Annotated in this window: 16 protein-coding genes and 1 pseudogene; 11 read left to right on the top strand and 6 right to left on the bottom strand. The window is 59.0% G+C overall.

Annotated features, from left to right (window positions below):
• The first annotated feature begins 168 nt into the window (after positions 1-168).
• A complete protein-coding gene (locus BMZ91_RS17560; RefSeq protein ID WP_092841635.1) occupies positions 169-1,038 on the top strand; it encodes a LysR family transcriptional regulator in 870 nt (289 codons plus the stop codon).
• Positions 1,039-1,903: 865 nt separating this feature from the next.
• Entirely contained in the window at positions 1,904-3,127 is a 1,224-nt protein-coding gene (acdA, locus tag BMZ91_RS17555) for a 3-sulfinopropanoyl-CoA desulfinase (protein ID WP_245736449.1), read from the top strand.
• A gap of 259 nt (positions 3,128-3,386) precedes the next feature.
• Here the strand turns inward: acdA and BMZ91_RS17550 are convergent, their stop codons facing one another.
• A complete protein-coding gene (locus tag BMZ91_RS17550; RefSeq protein ID WP_092841633.1) occupies positions 3,387-4,400 on the bottom strand; it encodes an NAD-dependent epimerase/dehydratase family protein in 1,014 nt (337 codons plus the stop codon).
• The gene (locus tag BMZ91_RS21660) at positions 4,397-4,675 is read right to left on the bottom strand and encodes a hypothetical protein (protein ID WP_218145686.1); all 279 of its coding nucleotides are present in this window, start codon (positions 4,673-4,675) and stop codon (positions 4,397-4,399) included. Before BMZ91_RS21660 ends, BMZ91_RS17550 begins: the two co-directional genes overlap by 4 nt.
• Before the next feature lie 76 nt (positions 4,676-4,751).
• Here BMZ91_RS21660 and BMZ91_RS22090 point away from each other — a divergent pair.
• The 7 genes and pseudogenes from BMZ91_RS22090 to BMZ91_RS17515 form a co-directional block, all read left to right on the top strand.
• Positions 4,752-5,168: pseudogene (locus tag BMZ91_RS22090) on the top strand (NAD(P)/FAD-dependent oxidoreductase); the annotation flags it as partial.
• Between the two features lie 286 nt (positions 5,169-5,454).
• Complete coding sequence (rpiA, locus tag BMZ91_RS17540; RefSeq protein WP_092841631.1) at positions 5,455-6,243, top strand: ribose-5-phosphate isomerase RpiA; 789 nt, start codon at positions 5,455-5,457, stop codon at positions 6,241-6,243.
• 14 nt (positions 6,244-6,257) lie between these two features.
• Positions 6,258-7,613, top strand: coding sequence for a glutathione-disulfide reductase (gor, locus tag BMZ91_RS17535; RefSeq protein WP_092841629.1), 1,356 nt, complete (start codon positions 6,258-6,260; stop codon positions 7,611-7,613).
• Positions 7,614-7,680: 67 nt separating this feature from the next.
• Positions 7,681-8,850, top strand: coding sequence for an FtsH protease activity modulator HflK (gene hflK / locus BMZ91_RS17530; protein WP_092841627.1), 1,170 nt, complete (start codon positions 7,681-7,683; stop codon positions 8,848-8,850).
• A gap of 4 nt (positions 8,851-8,854) precedes the next feature.
• A complete protein-coding gene (hflC, locus tag BMZ91_RS17525; RefSeq protein WP_092841625.1) occupies positions 8,855-9,733 on the top strand; it encodes a protease modulator HflC in 879 nt (292 codons plus the stop codon).
• Complete coding sequence (locus tag BMZ91_RS17520; RefSeq protein ID WP_177193905.1) at positions 9,730-9,927, top strand: DUF2065 domain-containing protein; 198 nt, start codon at positions 9,730-9,732, stop codon at positions 9,925-9,927. The genes hflC and BMZ91_RS17520 overlap by 4 nt, the downstream gene beginning before the upstream one ends.
• A gap of 213 nt (positions 9,928-10,140) precedes the next feature.
• Positions 10,141-11,544, top strand: coding sequence for a DegQ family serine endoprotease (locus tag BMZ91_RS17515; RefSeq protein ID WP_245736451.1), 1,404 nt, complete (start codon positions 10,141-10,143; stop codon positions 11,542-11,544).
• A gap of 120 nt (positions 11,545-11,664) precedes the next feature.
• Here the strand turns inward: BMZ91_RS17515 and BMZ91_RS17510 are convergent, their stop codons facing one another.
• The 4 genes from BMZ91_RS17510 to rbfA form a co-directional block, all read right to left on the bottom strand.
• Positions 11,665-12,234 carry a DUF1643 domain-containing protein gene (locus BMZ91_RS17510; RefSeq protein ID WP_092841621.1) on the bottom strand — a complete coding sequence of 190 codons (570 nt, stop codon included), beginning with the start codon at positions 12,232-12,234 and terminating at the stop codon, positions 11,665-11,667.
• On the bottom strand, positions 12,231-13,136 hold the full coding sequence (gene truB / locus BMZ91_RS17505) for a tRNA pseudouridine(55) synthase TruB (RefSeq protein ID WP_092841619.1): 906 nt from the start codon (positions 13,134-13,136) through the stop codon (positions 12,231-12,233). The genes BMZ91_RS17510 and truB overlap by 4 nt, the downstream gene beginning before the upstream one ends.
• Positions 13,137-13,198: 62 nt before the next feature.
• On the bottom strand, positions 13,199-13,954 hold the full coding sequence (locus BMZ91_RS17500) for a phosphodiester glycosidase family protein (RefSeq protein WP_092841617.1): 756 nt from the start codon (positions 13,952-13,954) through the stop codon (positions 13,199-13,201).
• A complete protein-coding gene (gene rbfA, locus BMZ91_RS17495) occupies positions 13,941-14,336 on the bottom strand; it encodes a 30S ribosome-binding factor RbfA (protein ID WP_092841615.1) in 396 nt (131 codons plus the stop codon). Before rbfA ends, BMZ91_RS17500 begins: the two co-directional genes overlap by 14 nt.
• A 198-nt stretch (positions 14,337-14,534) precedes the next feature.
• Between rbfA and dapB the strand changes: the two genes are divergently transcribed.
• Positions 14,535-15,353: a 4-hydroxy-tetrahydrodipicolinate reductase gene (gene dapB / locus BMZ91_RS17490; protein WP_092841613.1), complete on the top strand. Its 819-nt coding sequence runs from the start codon at positions 14,535-14,537 to the stop codon at positions 15,351-15,353.
• A gap of 60 nt (positions 15,354-15,413) precedes the next feature.
• Complete coding sequence (locus tag BMZ91_RS17485) at positions 15,414-15,767, top strand: dihydrodipicolinate reductase (protein WP_092841611.1); 354 nt, start codon at positions 15,414-15,416, stop codon at positions 15,765-15,767.
• Positions 15,768-15,788 lie beyond the last annotated feature (21 nt).

Below are 15,788 nucleotides of genomic sequence, written 5' to 3'. Positions count from 1 at the left end.
CTCGCCAAAATACGGTCCAAGCCCAATATGTGAAGACTGTGACGAGAACGGTTGAACATTGGCGCAAACTCCTCCCGCTGCGTAAGTTTCAGCTTAAGTAATATAAATTCTTTTGACAGCGAGAAATAATTGATATTAGGGTGAGATTTTTAAACATATAGAGCGCCAATGAATCTTAGATTTTTGACAACCGTTGTCGCCTTTTCAAAGCATCAAACGCTGAACGCGGCGGCGCAGACATTGGGGCTGAGCCATTCCGCTGTCAGCCTTCAGATCAAGGCGCTAGAAGAAGAGCTTCAGTTCCCAATTCTTGACCGATCAAAGCGCCCTCCGATGTTGACCTCTCAGGGGCACGCCTTAGTAGAACACGCGAAGCGGATGGAAGGAATTGCCGGGGACATTCGTGCTCTGGCGGATGGCTCCAGCCTGTATAGCCGGGTTGCCGTCGGCGCCGTGCCATCGACCATATCCCATCTCGCGGCCCCTGCGTTAGCGGCGATTTACGCACAGCATCCCCGCCTTGAAATAAAGCTGGTCACCGGACTGTCCCACAGTCTCCTAGCTCAGGTTAAGGATGGGGATATTGACGTCGCCTTAGTGACCGAGCCTGGAAATCAGGACAAGGATCTGTCGATAACACACATTAACACAGAGCCGTTTCATCTGATCAAATCCCGAAACGAACCGATGAACGATCCTGTCGAATTGCTGACGTCTCGGCCGTTTATATGGTTTAACCGCCGAAGCTCGCCTTCGCAACAAATCGAAAAACATCTGCAAGACAGGGCAATCTATGTTCAACAAGCGATGGAAGTCGACAGCTTTGACGCGGTTGAGGCATTGGTTTCACATAACCTAGGGGTTTCCATATTACCCAAAAGTGCCCGCTCAATGGAAGCATCGAACCTCGTTGGCCTAAAGCTTGATCCAACTCCGTTGGAGCGCAGTGTCGTGCTTGCCACCCGGGCGGCGTCCCCGCGGCGGCTATTTGCTGCCGCCTTTGCAGACGTATTGAAGTCAATACTTGAGGGTAAATAGTAAAAACTGCAGGATGTTGTTGCCCAAGCCGTTCGAACGTTTCCCCAAAGCGCCAAAATAAAATTTCCCACTTGTACGAATACGATAATTAGCACACTCCAGTGAACCGCCTTACCGGGCGCGACGCTGTTTTTCAGGTCGTTCCCAATGCGCCCAAGCTGATCTTTCCCCGGATGGCGCGCGTCTTTCGGCCCGTGAGGGCATCCTGGTCAAGGTGCGCGCCGACAAACCGCCGTTTACGTGGTTGACCAATTTGCGCCACATCTTCGCGCCAAGCATATAGCATCGCCTCAAGAGGTCACCGCCACTCAGCAGGGTCTCTTGTGCCATCGGTTTTCTTTTGAACATTACGCGCGACCGCTCCTTTCATCGACGTTGCTTTCCACGACTGTCATGCCAAATTTTCGTGCAAGCAGTGCAATTCTATCCGCATTCGATTGTGCCGTTTTTTGTCGAGCGAAAAAAGCGGCATGCCCATCAACAATAGGTGCGGTCTAAACACTATCAAATCGGCAACAACACTCTGTAAAAAGCCAAATCCATTAGCACTTTATGCGTTAAAAAACCTCACGATAATATCGGATATTTCTCAATTGTTAAAGGTATTTGCAACGCTTAAGCTGAAAGCTACGCAGCAGTAGGAACTTTCACCCATGTCCCGCGCCCCTCTTCAAGGTCTTCGCATAGTGGGCATGAGCCGTATTTGGGGAGGTGCGTATTGCACTCAGTTATTGGCCTATATGGGGGCCGATACTTCGGACGTTTCAAGAGACCTTTTAGCGAAACACATGCTTTGGACAACGAATGATACCGACCGACTGGGCTACGGCCATAAATCTAACGTTGACCATTCGAAGGACAAAAAATGAATATTCAAAATGACATGTTTGCAGCCACGCAGAACACTTATCTTGATCGAATGCGAGCACTTAGCCCCGCGATCGCCGAGCGTGCAGGACACTGGGACCGTGAGCGCCAGTATCCTTGGCAAAACATACAGGAGCTTGCCCAATCAGGCCTGATGGGGATGACTATTCCTGAAAGGTTTGGTGGCGGAGGCGCTACATTTTTGCAATGCGCGCAAGTGGTCGAAGAGGCTGCTCGTGCCTGTACCCTGACCGCTCGAATCTTGGTTGAGGGCAATATGGGAGCTATTAGTGCAGTGATGGCTTTTGGCACGGATGCGCAGCGCGAATTTGCCGCCCCGATCGTCCTTGCGGGTGACAAACCCGCCATCTGCATCACTGAGCCGACTGCTGGCAGCGCTGCGACCGAAATGACCACCACGGCTCACAAGAAAGGGGACCGTTGGATTCTGAACGGTTGCAAGCATTGGATTACCGGCGGCGGTGTATCCAAACTGCATCTGATCTTTGCCCGTGCGGTGGACGAAGATGGCACGGAACTTGGGATCGGCGGTTTTCTTGTGCATGTAGACAAGAAAAATGGCATCGACCCCAAGGGCTTTTCTGTTGCTCGGATCGAACGCACAATGGGCCTATGTGGTATGCCAGAGGCCGAGCTGCACTTTACCGACCTAGAAGTGGCTGACGATATGGTGCTGCGCACGCCCTCGGGGTTCAAACGCGGCTTTGCGGATCTGATGAACGCCTATAACAGCCAACGTGTCGGCGCAGGAACGATCTCAATGGGCGTGGCCGCAGGCGCGCTGGAACATGCCAAGCGCTATCTTTTGGAACGGCAACAGTTCGGCCGTCCTCTGGCCGAATTCCAAGGGTTGCAATGGATGATCGCGGATATGGAAGCCGCGGTTCATGCTTCTCGTCTGATGCTGTTCGAGGCGGCTGGTTCCGCCGAGTGGGGGAATAATCGGTTCCCCGACATGATGATGGCGGCAAGGGCAAAGGCTTTTGCCTCGGAACAGTCAATCAAGGTGGTGAATGATGCCCTTCAGATTTTTGGTGCACGCGGCTATGGAAATGAGGAACCGATTGAACGGATGTACCGTGATGTACGCATGTTTACTATCGGTGGCGGCACCGCGCAGATACTCAAGACGCAGGTCGCCGGATCCGTTCTGAACATCAAAACTCCACAAAAGCGCGGCGGATACTTGCCTAACGCGTAAGCTGTTAAGGCCGGACCAAAACTGCACCAGCCGCCGGAGCAAAAGTGCGCCACTTTGTTGAATTTAGGTTTGTCCACGGCCCCGCACGGCGGAGTACCCCCACAGAGCAACGAAGCTGTGCGGAGCCGTGGACAAACCGGGTTATGGTGATTGTGCGCTACCCGAGCCCAGGCCGTCGCAGATCGCTGCGCAAGCCGATGGCACGATTACTGTTTCTTCTTGGCGAAAATACTCGAATTCCGACACCTGCGAAAATCCGCTACCTTCCGTAATACTCGCGAAACCACGCCACGAACCGGGCGATGCCGTCGCGCACATCGGTCTTTGGGCGATATCCCGTCAGGCTCTCAAGCAGGCGCGCATCGGCCCAGGTGGCGGGCACGTCGCCCTTTTGCATCTCCATCATGTTGCGGATCGCGGGCACCCCCAACTCGGCTTCGATCGCATCGACGAAATCCAGCAGCCGCACCTTGTCGGAATTGCCGATATTGACCACACGGTAAGGCGCCACCGGCGACAGGCTGTCGCCTTCGGCAATCTCCTGCGCGCTCTTAGGGCGCACCGGCGCCGCATCCATCAACAAACGGATACCGCGGACCAGATCCTCGACATAGGTGAAATCGCGATACATCTCGCCGTGATTATAGACATCAATCGGGCGCCCCGCCAAAATCGCATCAACGAATTTGAAAAGCGCCATATCCGGGCGCCCCCACGGCCCGTAAACCGTGAAAAACCGGAACATGGTGGTCGGGATGTTCCACAGATGCGCATAGGCATGGCCCATCGATTCCGTCGCCTTCTTGGTGGCGGCATAGATCGTCATCTGGCTGTCGGCCTTGTCGGTCTCGCCGTAGGGCATCTCGGTGTTTGCGCCATAAACCGAGGATGTCGAGGCCATGAGCAAATGCCTGACCGCGTGGCGACGCACGCCCTCCATCACATTGAACGTGCCGATCACATTGGCATCCAGATAGGCGCGCGGGTTCTCAAGGCTATAGCGCACCCCGGCCTGCGCCGCCAGATGCACGATGATATCGGGCGCGCAGGCATCCATCGCGCGATCCAGCGCGTGCTGATCCTCAAGCATCGCCTCGGTGGCGACAAAACCCGGCTTTTGCAACAGCATCTGATGACGCCGATGTTTCAGGGCCACATCATAGTAATCGGTCATCCCGTCATAGCCATGCACGATGATCCCCTCATCGAGCAACAGGTTGGCCAGATGATAGCCGATAAAACCGGCCGTTCCGGTGATGAAAACCCTGGTCATTTACACGCGCCCTTTTTCATCAAAGCGATAACCTTGCAACCGCCGCCGTGCAAGCCATGCCATACTCCTACCCACATCGGGGAGGATGACATGCTGGATACGGTGATCAGGTCACGCAACTTCTTGATGCGTTCGGCGCAGCGCTTGAGGCAGGCGATATTGCGCGCGTCACGGATATGTTCGAAGAGGATTGTTATTGGCGCGATCTGGTCACCTTCACCTGGAACATAAAAACCGTCGAGGGGCGCGCCGAGATCGCCGATATGCTCACCCATCAGCTTGCCGCGACCAGGCCTACCGGCTGGCGAACTTGGCTATATCAAACAGCCCTATGTCGTCATTATCGGCGGCGGTCAGGGCGGCATCGGCCTTGTCGCGCGCCTGCGGCGATTGGGTGTGCCCACGATCATCGTCGAGCCCCCCGCGCCGGTGATAGCTGGCCCACGGTCAGTGACCGAAATCGCCCCTGATGGCGTGATCCTGGATGGCGGCACAAAACTTGCAGCCGATCTGATCGGTCAAGACGTGGCCGACAAGGTTGGCAAATGCTGGGGGCTTGGCTCGGACACCACCAAAGACCCCGGCCCTTGGGAGGGCGAACGGCGCAATATGTGGAAACCCACCCGGCAGGAGGCGCTGTGGTTTCACGGCGGCAACCTGCATCAATCGCGGCACTATTCTCAATTCCTGTCCCTGCAACTCAAGGCGCGAATGGAGGGGCTGGATACCCCGGTTTATGGCATCCCCAAGGTTAGCCATCTCGGTTAGGCAAGCCCCCTGGCATTGTTCGAAATCCTGCAAACGCGCGGCTTGATTTTTTACCAACAGAGCCTGAATGCGCGGGTTCAGGCAATTATCCGTCACGCAGGCGGACAGGTCCGGTCAAAAAAGGGGGGCGCTGCCCCCATCCCAGAAAATTCGCTGAATTTTCTGGGAGTCCCCCGGAGTATTTTTTCCAAGAAGAAGCCACAGGTGCAAAAAGCCGGGCAATTCGCCCTCGCACCTTATCGTCAAGTCTCATATAACCCGGGCAAACATGCATAGGAGTCGCCTCATGACCGGAGAATTGTCGCCCATCGACAAGGCAAAATTCGTCGCTGCCAAGCGGTCCGTCGATTATGTCGAAGACGGAATGCGCGTCGGCCTTGGGACCGGTTCGACGGCGGCCTGGATGGTGCGCTGTCTGGGGGAAATGGTGCGCAATGACGGGCTCAGGATCAAGGGCGTGCCGACCTCGACACGCACCGCCGAGCTTGCCCGCGAGGTTGGCATCGAGGTGATCAGTCTCGACGAGGCCAAATGGCTTGATGTGACGATTGACGGGGCGGATGAGTTTGACGGCAATCTGAACCTGATCAAGGGCGGCGGCGGCGCGCTTTTGCAGGAAAAGATCGTGGCCACCGCCAGCGACCAGATGATCGTGATCGCCGATGTCGGCAAAGAGGTGGAAAGCCTCGGGTCTTTTCCGCTGCCGGTCGAGGTGATCCCGTTTGGCTGGCAGACCACCAAATCGCTGGTCGAGGAATTGCTGATTTCGATGGATGTGCTGGGGCGCGACACCACGCTTCGAATGAATGGCGAGCGCCCGTTCATCACCGATGAGGGCAATTACATCATTGACCTGCATCTGGGCCGGATTGGCAATCCGCATCAATTGTCGATGGCAATGAACCAAATGCCGGGGGTGGTTGAAAACGGGCTGTTTCTGGATATCTGCGATGTGGTGATCCTCGGCTTTGGCGATGGCCGGGTGGAAACGCGTGACATCAATGAGGGCACCGTCGAAGAGGATCGTCTTGATTTCGTCGAAACCGACAACCTTTTCACCGACATGAACGACTGAATATCGAGGGCAACATGACATTCGACTATGATCTTTTCGTGATCGGCGGCGGCTCGGGCGGGGTGCGCGCCGCACGGGTGGCGGCACAGGGCGGTGCCCGCGTGGCTCTGGCCGAAGAGGACCGCTATGGTGGCACCTGCGTGATCCGGGGCTGTGTGCCCAAAAAGCTGATGGTGTTTGCCAGCGAATACCCCGGTGCGATTGCCGATGCCCAGGCCTATGGCTGGACCGTGCATGCCGGTGGCTTTGACTGGTTGGCGTTTCGCGACAAGCTTCATGCAGAGCTGGACCGGCTTGAAAATGTCTATCGCGGAATCCTGAAAACCAACGGAGTTGAGAGCTTTGATGCCCGCGCAAGACTGGTTGATCCGCATACTGTCGAGCTCTCGGATGGCAGCCGCAAAAGCGCCAGGCACATCCTGATCGCCACCGGCGGGCGCCCCGTGAAACCCGATCTTCCGGGGGCCGAGCATGCCATCACCAGCAACGATATTTTCCATCTGGAGACGTTGCCGAAATCCATGCTGATCATCGGCGGCGGCTATATCGCCTGTGAATTCGCCTGCATTCTCAATGGGCTGGGCGTCAGGGTCACGCAATTTTATCGCGGCGCGCAAATCCTGCGGGGATTTGATGAAGAGGCGCGCGGGCTGGTCTCCGAAGAAATGATCCAATCGGGCATCAACCTGCACCTTGGCACCAATATCGAGAATATGGTCGAAGATGAGGGCGGCTATCGCGTGACCTCGACCAATGGCTCGGAAGAGGTGTTCGAAAAGGTCATGTTCGCGACGGGGCGCGCCCCCAACACCGAGGATCTTGGCCTTGAGGCGGCGGGTGTGAAAACCGGGCGCGGTGGCGAAATCCTGGTTGACGAATATAGCCAGACCGGCGTGCCCTCGGTCTATGCGATTGGCGATGTGACCGACCGGGTCAACCTGACGCCGGTGGCGATCCGCGAGGGCATGGCCTTTGTCGAAACCGTATTCAACGGCAATCCGACGCCGGTCGATCACGACCTTATCCCGACCGCGATTTTCACCCAGCCCGAGATGGGCACCGTCGGCCTTTCCGAGGAGGCGGCGCGCGGGCAAGAACCGGTCGAGGTCTATTCGACCTCGTTCCGCCCGATGCAGTCCGCCTTTGCCGATCGCCCCGATCGGGTGTTGATGAAACTGATCGTCAGCAAGGAGACCCGCAAGGTTCTGGGTTGTCATATTGTCGCGCCGGGGGCGGGCGAAATGATTCAGCTGGCCGGTATTGCGGTCAAGATGGGCGCCACCAAGGAAGATTTCGATCGCACCGTCGCGGTGCATCCGACCATGTCGGAAGAGCTTGTTACACTGAAAACACCGGTCCGGGCGGGTTGATTTTTTGCCTGTACTGCACAGGTAGATAACAACGTCGTGTGAGACGAGACAAAAAGGGAAGAGATGCATGGCTGGAAATTCTGGCGGCCCATGGGGCGGCGGCGGAAACTCGGGCGGGGGTGGCGGTGATGACGACCGCAACCGCAACAACGGTGGTGGGCGACGTCCGCCGGAAGGTGGACCGCAACTGCCCGAGATTGACGAACTTGTCCGCAAAGGCCAGGATCAGCTTCGCGTTCTGATGGGCGGTCGCGGTGGCGACGGAGCCAATCGCGGCGGCTCAGGTGGCGGCGATGGCGGCCCGGGCATTGGCAAGGGCACGATTGGCCTTGCGGTTCTTGGTGCTGCGGCGCTCTGGGTATTTGCCAGCGTTTACACCGTCAAACCCGAAGAACAATCGGTCGAGCTTTTCCTCGGGAAGTATTACCAGACCGGCAATCCCGGCCTGAACTTTGCCCCTTGGCCGCTCGTGAGCGCCGAAGTGATCAATGTCACCTCGGAACGCACCGAGGAAATCGGTCGCCGTCAGGGCGCGCGCAACGACGGCCTTATGCTGACCACGGATGCCAATATCGTGGATATTGACTTTCAGGTGGTCTGGAACATTTCCGACCCGTCGAAATTGCTGTTCAACATCCGCGACCCGCAACAGACCGTTCAGGCGGTGTCGGAATCGGTGATGCGTGAAATTATCGCCGCCTCGAACCTGGCACCGATCCTCAACCGTGACCGTGGGATCATTGCCGATACCGCGATGGAAAACATTCAGGCCACGCTTGACGAATATGACAGCGGCATTCGCATTGTCCGGGTCAACCTCGACAAGGCCGATCCGCCGCGCGAAGTCATCGACAGCTTTCGCGAAGTGCAGGCCGCCGAACAGGAACGTGATCGCCTGCAACGTCAGGCCGATGCCTATGCCAACCGCGTTCTCGCCGAGGCCCGTGGTGAAGCGGCGCAAAACCTTGAGCAATCCGAAGGCTATCGCGCCCGCGTCGTGAACGAGGCCGCCGGTGACGCCAGCCGCTTTACTTCGGTTCTGACCGAATACGCCAAGGCCCCCGAGGTGACCCGCAAGCGGCTTTACCTTGAAACCATGGAACGTGTTCTGGGCGAAATCGACAAGACCATCCTCGACAGCTCCATCGTCGGCAGCGAGGGCGGCAACAATGTCGTGCCCTATTTGCCATTGAATGAACTGCGTCGTGACACCTCGACCTCCGGACAGGGGAACTAAGACCATGGGTAAAACAAAATTCCTTATTCCGATCCTTGCCATTGCAGGTTTTCTTGGCCTGTCGTCGATCTTTGTGGTGGACGAGCGTGAAAAGGCGCTTGTGCTTCAATTCGGTCAGATCAGATCGGTGAAAGAAGAGCCGGGCATGTCCTTCAAGATCCCGTTCATCCAGGAGGTCGTGCGCTATGACGACCGCATCCTGTCGCTTGACACCGACACGATTGAGGTTACGCCGTCGGACGATCGCCGCCTTGTGGTCGACGCCTTCGCGCGGTTCCGCATCGCCGATGTGGTGCAGTTCCGTCAGGCGGTTGGTGTTGGCGGCCTGCGGGTTGCCGAGGATCGGCTGTCGTCGATCCTCAACGCGCAAATCCGCGAGGTTCTGGGTGCCGATCAGGTCACCTCCGACACGATCTTGTCCGAGGACCGTCGCGAACTGATGCGTCGCATTCAGGCCGCCGCACAGCGCAGCGCCGCAGGTCTTGGGCTTGACGTGATTGACGTGCGCCTAAAACAGACCAACCTGCCCGAGCAGAACCTTGAGGCCACCTTTGCCCGGATGCGCGCCGAACGTGAGCGGGAAGCCGCTGACGAGATCGCGCGTGGTAACGAGGCCGCACAGCGCGTGCGCGCCCTCGCCGACAGGACCGTAACCGAGACCCTCTCGGATGCGGAACGTCAGGCGCAGGTAATCCGAGGCGAGGCCGATGCCGAACGCAACGCGATCTTTGCCGAGGCCTTTGGCGCCGACCCCGAGTTCTTTGCCTTCTACCGGTCGCTTGAAGCCTATGAGAAATCGCTGAAAGGCAGCAATTCCTCGATGGTCATGACCCCGGACAGCGAATTTTTCGACTACCTTCGCTCGGGAACAGCCCCGGAATGATCGAAACAGCGCTTCTGGCTCTTGGGCTGGTGCTGATTGTCGAGGGGCTGGTGTACGCACTGGCCCCTTCGCTTATTGACCAGCTGTTGATCGCGCTCAGCGCCCTGCCCGTCGATGCCCGGCGGGTTTTGGGGCTGATTGCCATCGTGATCGGCCTGCTGTTTGTTTGGGCCGCCAAGACCCTTGGCGCTTGAATTATCCGGTGCAAAACGGTTCACATGGGCGTGACATCATGTTGCGCCCTTGGCGATCCGCCCGAGCGCCCCTACATCTATAGGCAAGGCAAGCGCCAAAGGCGCTTTGACCAGGTCAGACCAACCAAAGGAGATTTCGGTGTGAACGCCCAGACCATTTCCGCAACACGACAACAGGCCGGACCATTGCGCAGCCTCTGGCTTATCGCGCTGATGGTGGCCATGCTTTTGGCACAGGCCATCGCCGCGCAGGCGCGCCCGGACAGTTTTGCAGATCTTGCCGAAAAGATCAGCCCCGCCGTCGTGAACATCACCACCTCGACCGTGGTGGCCCAGGGCACTGGCCCCGGCCCGATCGTGCCCGAAGGCTCGCCCTTTGAGGATTTCTTTCGCCAGTTCCGCGAGCGTCAGGGCGAGGGCGAACAGCGCCCGCGCCGGTCTTCGGCGCTTGGCTCGGGGTTTGTGATTTCCGAGGATGGCTATGTCGTGACCAACAACCACGTCATTGAAAGCGCCGATGAGATCATCATCGAGTTTTTCACCGGCGAAGAGCTTCCGGCGAAGGTGATCGGCACCGACCCCAAGACCGATATTGCCCTGCTGAAAGTGCAGACCGACAAATCGCTGCCCTTCGTCAGCTTCGGCGACAGCGATACCGCGCGCGTCGGAGAATGGGTTCTGGCCATGGGCAACCCGCTTGGCCAGGGTTTTTCGCTTTCGGCCGGTATCGTTTCGGCCCGCAACCGCGCCCTTTCGGGCACCTATGACGACTATATCCAGACCGATGCCGCCATCAACCGCGGCAACTCTGGCGGGCCGCTCTTCAACCTCGACGGCGAGGTTGTCGGCGTCAACACCGCAATCCTGAGCCCCACAGGCGGCTCGATCGGGATCGGCTTTTCGATGGCATCAAATGTCGTCAAGCGCGTGGTCGACCAGTTGCAGGAATTCGGCGAAACCCGTCGTGGCTGGCTTGGCGTGCGCATTCAGGATGTGACCCCGGATGTGGCCGAGGCCATCGGGCTTGAAAAAGCCGCCGGTGCGCTTGTGACCGATGTTCCCGAAGGCCCCGCCGCAGAGGGCGGCATGCTGGCAGGGGACGTAATCATGTCGTTTGACGGCAAAGAGGTCGCCGATACGCGCGGGCTTGTTCGTCAGGTGGGCAACACCCAGGTCGGCAAGACTGTCCGCGTTCTGGTTTACCGTGAAGGCAAGACCCAGACCCTCAAGATCACCCTTGGCCGCCGCGAAGAGGCCGAAGGCGCGATTCCTGTTGTCCAGCCGGGCCCGGATGGAAGCGACGCGCCGGTCGAGAAATCCATGCTCGGCCTCACCTTCAGCCCGCTGACCGACGAGTTGCGTGGCACGCTGGAACTTGACAGCAATGCCACCGGTCTTGTGGTGACCGACGTCGATGAGATGTCGGACGCCTATGAAAAAGGCATGCGCGCCGGTGATCTGATCACCGAGGCCGGCCAGCAAAAGCTGACCTCGATCAGCGATCTTGACGAGCGCATCGCAGAGGCAAAGGACGCAGGGCGCAAATCGCTTCTGCTGCTTGTACGTCGCGCCGGCGAGCCGCGTTTCGTGGCACTTCCGCTGGAAGAGAATAAATAGGCCTTGAACCCTTGTTCAGAATTAAAGGGCGCTCAAGTTGAGCGCCCTTTTACGTCGCGGGGGCATTTTTTTCTGCGAAAAAAATGGTTCAGAAAATTCTTCTAATTTTCTGCCCTTGCCTCACAGTCCGGGATAGTCCCTCAACGGTGTATCCTTGCGCAGGTAAAGCGGGTGTTTGGCCGATCCGTCCTTGTTCAGCCCCAGGCATTTCAGCGGTCGCCCCGTCTCGGCAATCGCGCGCAACGCCGCACTTACCACCGGCTGATAGCGCGCATGAAGCTTGCCATAGGCGAGCACGACAAACTCGGCCTCTTGCGCCATATCCACCAGCGTCGGAATATTGAGCGCGCTACAGGCCTCGCCAGGATCACGCGGGATATCCCTGGGCGAGGTCGCCCGCCAATCCAGCACATTGCCCTTGAGATAGCGCGTAAAGCCCCAATCCCTGGCAAAGCTCAACTCGCGATGACAGGTCGGGTCGGACACCTCGGCGCTTGCCACCGAGGGGTTCATGCCCACGAACAGCACCGTGCGTGGCGCGGTGCCCTCGGGTGTCCAGTCGCGCGACAGCATTTGCCGATAGCGCCCGCAGTCCGAATAGGACGCCCCGCCTATCACCCCGTCGGGCAGGCGAAGGCGCACCTTGCCCCCCGGATCATGCAGGTGGTCAGGGGCCGCTCCGCCACTCATAGGTTAAAAACCCGGCTTGGGTGCAATTCACCGGCCTTGAATCGGCCCACCGCAACCGCATGCCCGTCAAAGGCGGCCCAGCATTCATCGCCATATTCGACGCCCTGTGCGATCACCATGCCGGGGTTGCCGTTGCGCAGCCGCGCCGCGCCTTCTGCTGTGGCGCTCACCATCGGCAGATCGGCCAAACCTTCCTCCAGCGGGCGGATATAGGTATCAAGCTCCGGGCTATGGGCCATCTCGTTGATCTGCTCGATGCTCACCCCATCCTTGGCCTCAAATGGCCCCGACCAAAGCCGGCGCAGCCAGGCCACATGCCCGTAACAACCCAATGTCTTCCCCAGATCGCGGGCAATGCTGCGCACATAGCCGCCCTTGCCACAGATCATTTCAAGCAGCACATGATCGGCGTCGGGGCGCCCGGTCATGACAAGCTCGTCCACCCACAAGGGGCGCGCCTCGACCTCGAAATCCTCGCCATCGCGCGCCAGTTTATAGGCGCGCTGACCGTCGATCTTGACGGCGGAATACTTCGGCGGCACCTGCATGATGTCGCCGACAAAGGCCCCAAGCGCCGCCTTGATCGCCGCATCATCCGGGCGCGTCTCGCTCTGCGCGATCACCTCGCCTTCGGTATCATCGGTATTCGTGGCCTGCCCGAGACGCACGCAAAACTCATAAGCCTTGAGCGCGTCGGTGATATAGGGCACGGTCTTGGTCGCCTCGCCCAGGGCCACGGCCAAAACGCCGGTCGCCTCCGGGTCAAGCGTGCCGGCATGCCCGGCTTTTTTGGCCTGAAGCGCCCATTTCACCTTATTGACAACACTGGTTGAGGTCATGCCCGCAGGCTTGTCCACCACCAACCAGCCCGAAATGTCGCGTCCCTTGCGTTTGCGTGCCATGCCCGGCCCTTTGTAATGCCTCTGAGGCGTCAGCCCCTAGTAGACCCGCGCGCCCGCGTCAATCACTGCGCCGCACGCGGGGCCACAACCCCCACCATCGGCCCCAGCGGAAAACCAAGATCAAACCGCTCAAGCCCCGGCGCATAAAGCCGCGACACCTTGCCATCGAAATAAAGCGCCTGCGACAGCTTGAGGTGGTCGCGAAAGAACGAGCCGAACGTGTAAAAGTTGACCGGGCTGTCGGATATCACGAACCACGCCTTGCGCCCATCCGCCGAGGTGCCCACGCCGTTGCGAATATAGCGGCTGTCGCTGTCTTGCAAAAATCGCGGGTGAAGCGCGCCGTCGATCACCAACATCGGCCCCGACTGACTGGCATAGCGGCATGCCGGTGCCTCTCGCTCGAACTGCAGGGTCTCGATCACATCGGCGCGCCCCTCGCGGATGCAAAACACACCATTGGGCAGCAAGCCGAAATTCCCCGGCCCCGCGCGCTTCACCAAAGAGGCCCCCACCTGGCCATCTTCGACATAAAGCCCGACAGGGCGGCGATCCGCATGATACATGCCCGCATTCATGCCAAACACAAGCGCGCGCCCCTCGGGCGCCAACTGTCTGTCGATATTTGCAAAACTGCCAAGCGGCTCGCCGGTTTTGGCATCATTCAGGAACAGCCGAAGATCATCCCGATCGAGATCAACCGCACACAGGGTATAGCTTTGCCCGGCGTATGTCTCGGCGCCGCATGTTGCGGCCATAGCGGGCGAGCCAAAGGCCAACAAAACCAGGCCGACCAGACGGCCCTTAATCCTCGACATCCCGGCGTACTTTTTCTTGCGCAAACAGGCGGCGGGTCTCGTCCATCTGATCAAAGGTCTCGTCCAGCCGAAACCGCAGGTCCGGCGCATACTTCAGCTCAAGCCGCTTGCCGATCAACCGCCGCAGCTCGCCCTTGTTGCGAGCCAAAAGCGCTATCACATCGTTTCTTCCCTCGCCCCCCAGGGGCATGACATAGGCGGTCGCGATCTTGAGATCTGACGAGGTGCGCACCTCTCCCACGGTCACCGAAATCCGGTTCAGGTCAGGGTCATGAATTTCTGCGCGCGACAGCACTTCCGACAGGGTCCGCCGAATAAGCTCGCCCACACGCAGCTGCCGTTGCGACGGGCCGGGCCCGTCATGAAACTTGTTCTTTGCCATGCCTCGCACTTAATCGCTCGGGCGCCGTTTTCCAAGCATAGAAATCCAACTCTGCATGCTTTCATCTTTCCGCCAAATACTCCGGGGGTTTGGGGGCTGGCTCCCAATCAACATCGCGGGCAGGGTCAAAGAGCCCGGCCACTTGCTGTGCCCTGCACCCCACGCTAAGAACGGCCCCACGCGAAAAGGAGTACAGACATGACCGATCTGCCGGGTATCGTGATCACCGGGGCCTCGGGACGGATGGGCCAGATGCTTGTCAACACCGTGCTGAACAGCAACAGCGCCCGGCTTGTCGGCGCGCTTGAACGCCCCGGCCATACTTGGATCGGTCGCGATCTCGGGGCGGTCATGGGCGGCGCCGAGGTCGGCATAAACGTCACCGACGACCCGCTGGAACTGATCGCCCGCGCCCAAGCGGTGATTGATTTCACAGCCCCCGCCGCCACCATGGACTTCGCCACGCTCTGCGCCCAGGCCCGCTGTGTGCATGTGATCGGCACCACCGGGCTGAGCGAGGCCGACCTCAAACATCTCAGTGCCGCCGCGCGCCATGCGGTGGTGGTCCGGGCGGGCAACATGAGCCTTGGGGTCAACCTTTTGACACAGCTCACCAAACGGGTGGCTGCGGCCCTCGACGAGGATTTCGATATCGAGATCGTCGAGGCGCATCACAATCAAAAGGTCGATGCCCCCTCGGGCACCGCTCTCATGCTTGGCGACGCCGCAGCCGAAGGGCGCGGCGTGGCGCTCGATAACGTGTCTGACCGGGCGCGCGATGGCATCACCGGCAAGCGCGAGCGTGGCCATATCGGATTTTCGGCCATTCGCGGCGGCGATATCGTGGGCGAACATGATGTGATCTTTGCCGCCACCGGCGAGCGGATCATCCTGCGCCATATTGCAACCGACCGGGCGGTGTTTGCCCGTGGCGCCCTCAAGGCCGCGCTCTGGGGGCAGGGCCGCAGGCCCGGCGAATATGACATGGTGGATGTACTGGGGCTGAACGAAAACTGATCCAAACGGTCGGCGGGCGCGTATTTGGGAGTATATTTAAACCTGAAAAAGTTGATCCCAATGCGCACCACCCTTGCCCTTATCCTAAGTGTGGCCCTTAGCAGCCCGGCGCTGGCCGAAGGGTTTGATCAGATCACAGAGCGTGACAGCTTTGTGTCCCTCATTCAGGGCCGCGACCTGACCCGCTTTGGCATCACCCTGACTGTTCGGCCCGACGGCCAGATCACCGGCCGCGCCTTTGGCAGGGACGTGTCTGGCGCCTGGCGCTGGAGCGAGGGATATTTCTGCCGCGATCTCTATTGGGGAGCGCGCGATCTCGGGCCGAACTGTCAGGCCGTCAGGGTACAGGGCAGCACGGTGCGCTTCATCTCGGACCAGGGCAGCGGGCAGTTTGCCGATCTTTATCTGCGCTGATCCGCCACGCCAAAGGCTCGT

It is taken from the genome of Roseovarius lutimaris, from assembly GCF_900115165.1.
Lineage (GTDB): Bacteria > Pseudomonadota > Alphaproteobacteria > Rhodobacterales > Rhodobacteraceae > Roseovarius > Roseovarius lutimaris.
This window is presented reverse-complemented; position numbering and strand designations above follow the sequence as displayed.

What these genes read in the sequence shown, in the direction of transcription:
- BMZ91_RS17500 (WP_092841617.1), bottom strand. Translation starts at nt 13,954, where the DNA reads ATGTCGAGGATTAAGGGCCGTCTGGTCGGCCTGGTTTTGTTGGCCTTT.
- BMZ91_RS17485 (WP_092841611.1), top strand. Translation starts at nt 15,414, where the DNA reads ATGCGCACCACCCTTGCCCTTATCCTAAGTGTGGCCCTTAGCAGCCCG.
- dapB (WP_092841613.1), top strand. Translation starts at nt 14,535, where the DNA reads ATGACCGATCTGCCGGGTATCGTGATCACCGGGGCCTCGGGACGGATG.
- rbfA (WP_092841615.1), bottom strand. Translation starts at nt 14,336, where the DNA reads ATGGCAAAGAACAAGTTTCATGACGGGCCCGGCCCGTCGCAACGGCAG.
- BMZ91_RS17515 (WP_245736451.1), top strand. Translation starts at nt 10,141, where the DNA reads ATGGTGGCCATGCTTTTGGCACAGGCCATCGCCGCGCAGGCGCGCCCG.
- truB (WP_092841619.1), bottom strand. Translation starts at nt 13,136, where the DNA reads ATGGCACGCAAACGCAAGGGACGCGACATTTCGGGCTGGTTGGTGGTG.
- rpiA (WP_092841631.1), top strand. Translation starts at nt 5,455, where the DNA reads ATGACCGGAGAATTGTCGCCCATCGACAAGGCAAAATTCGTCGCTGCC.
- BMZ91_RS17560 (WP_092841635.1), top strand. Translation starts at nt 169, where the DNA reads ATGAATCTTAGATTTTTGACAACCGTTGTCGCCTTTTCAAAGCATCAA.
- acdA (WP_245736449.1), top strand. Translation starts at nt 1,904, where the DNA reads ATGAATATTCAAAATGACATGTTTGCAGCCACGCAGAACACTTATCTT.
- hflC (WP_092841625.1), top strand. Translation starts at nt 8,855, where the DNA reads ATGGGTAAAACAAAATTCCTTATTCCGATCCTTGCCATTGCAGGTTTT.
- gor (WP_092841629.1), top strand. Translation starts at nt 6,258, where the DNA reads ATGACATTCGACTATGATCTTTTCGTGATCGGCGGCGGCTCGGGCGGG.
- BMZ91_RS17520 (WP_177193905.1), top strand. Translation starts at nt 9,730, where the DNA reads ATGATCGAAACAGCGCTTCTGGCTCTTGGGCTGGTGCTGATTGTCGAG.
- BMZ91_RS17550 (WP_092841633.1), bottom strand. Translation starts at nt 4,400, where the DNA reads ATGACCAGGGTTTTCATCACCGGAACGGCCGGTTTTATCGGCTATCAT.
- BMZ91_RS21660 (WP_218145686.1), bottom strand. Translation starts at nt 4,675, where the DNA reads ATGGGTGAGCATATCGGCGATCTCGGCGCGCCCCTCGACGGTTTTTAT.
- BMZ91_RS17510 (WP_092841621.1), bottom strand. Translation starts at nt 12,234, where the DNA reads ATGAGTGGCGGAGCGGCCCCTGACCACCTGCATGATCCGGGGGGCAAG.
- hflK (WP_092841627.1), top strand. Translation starts at nt 7,681, where the DNA reads ATGGCTGGAAATTCTGGCGGCCCATGGGGCGGCGGCGGAAACTCGGGC.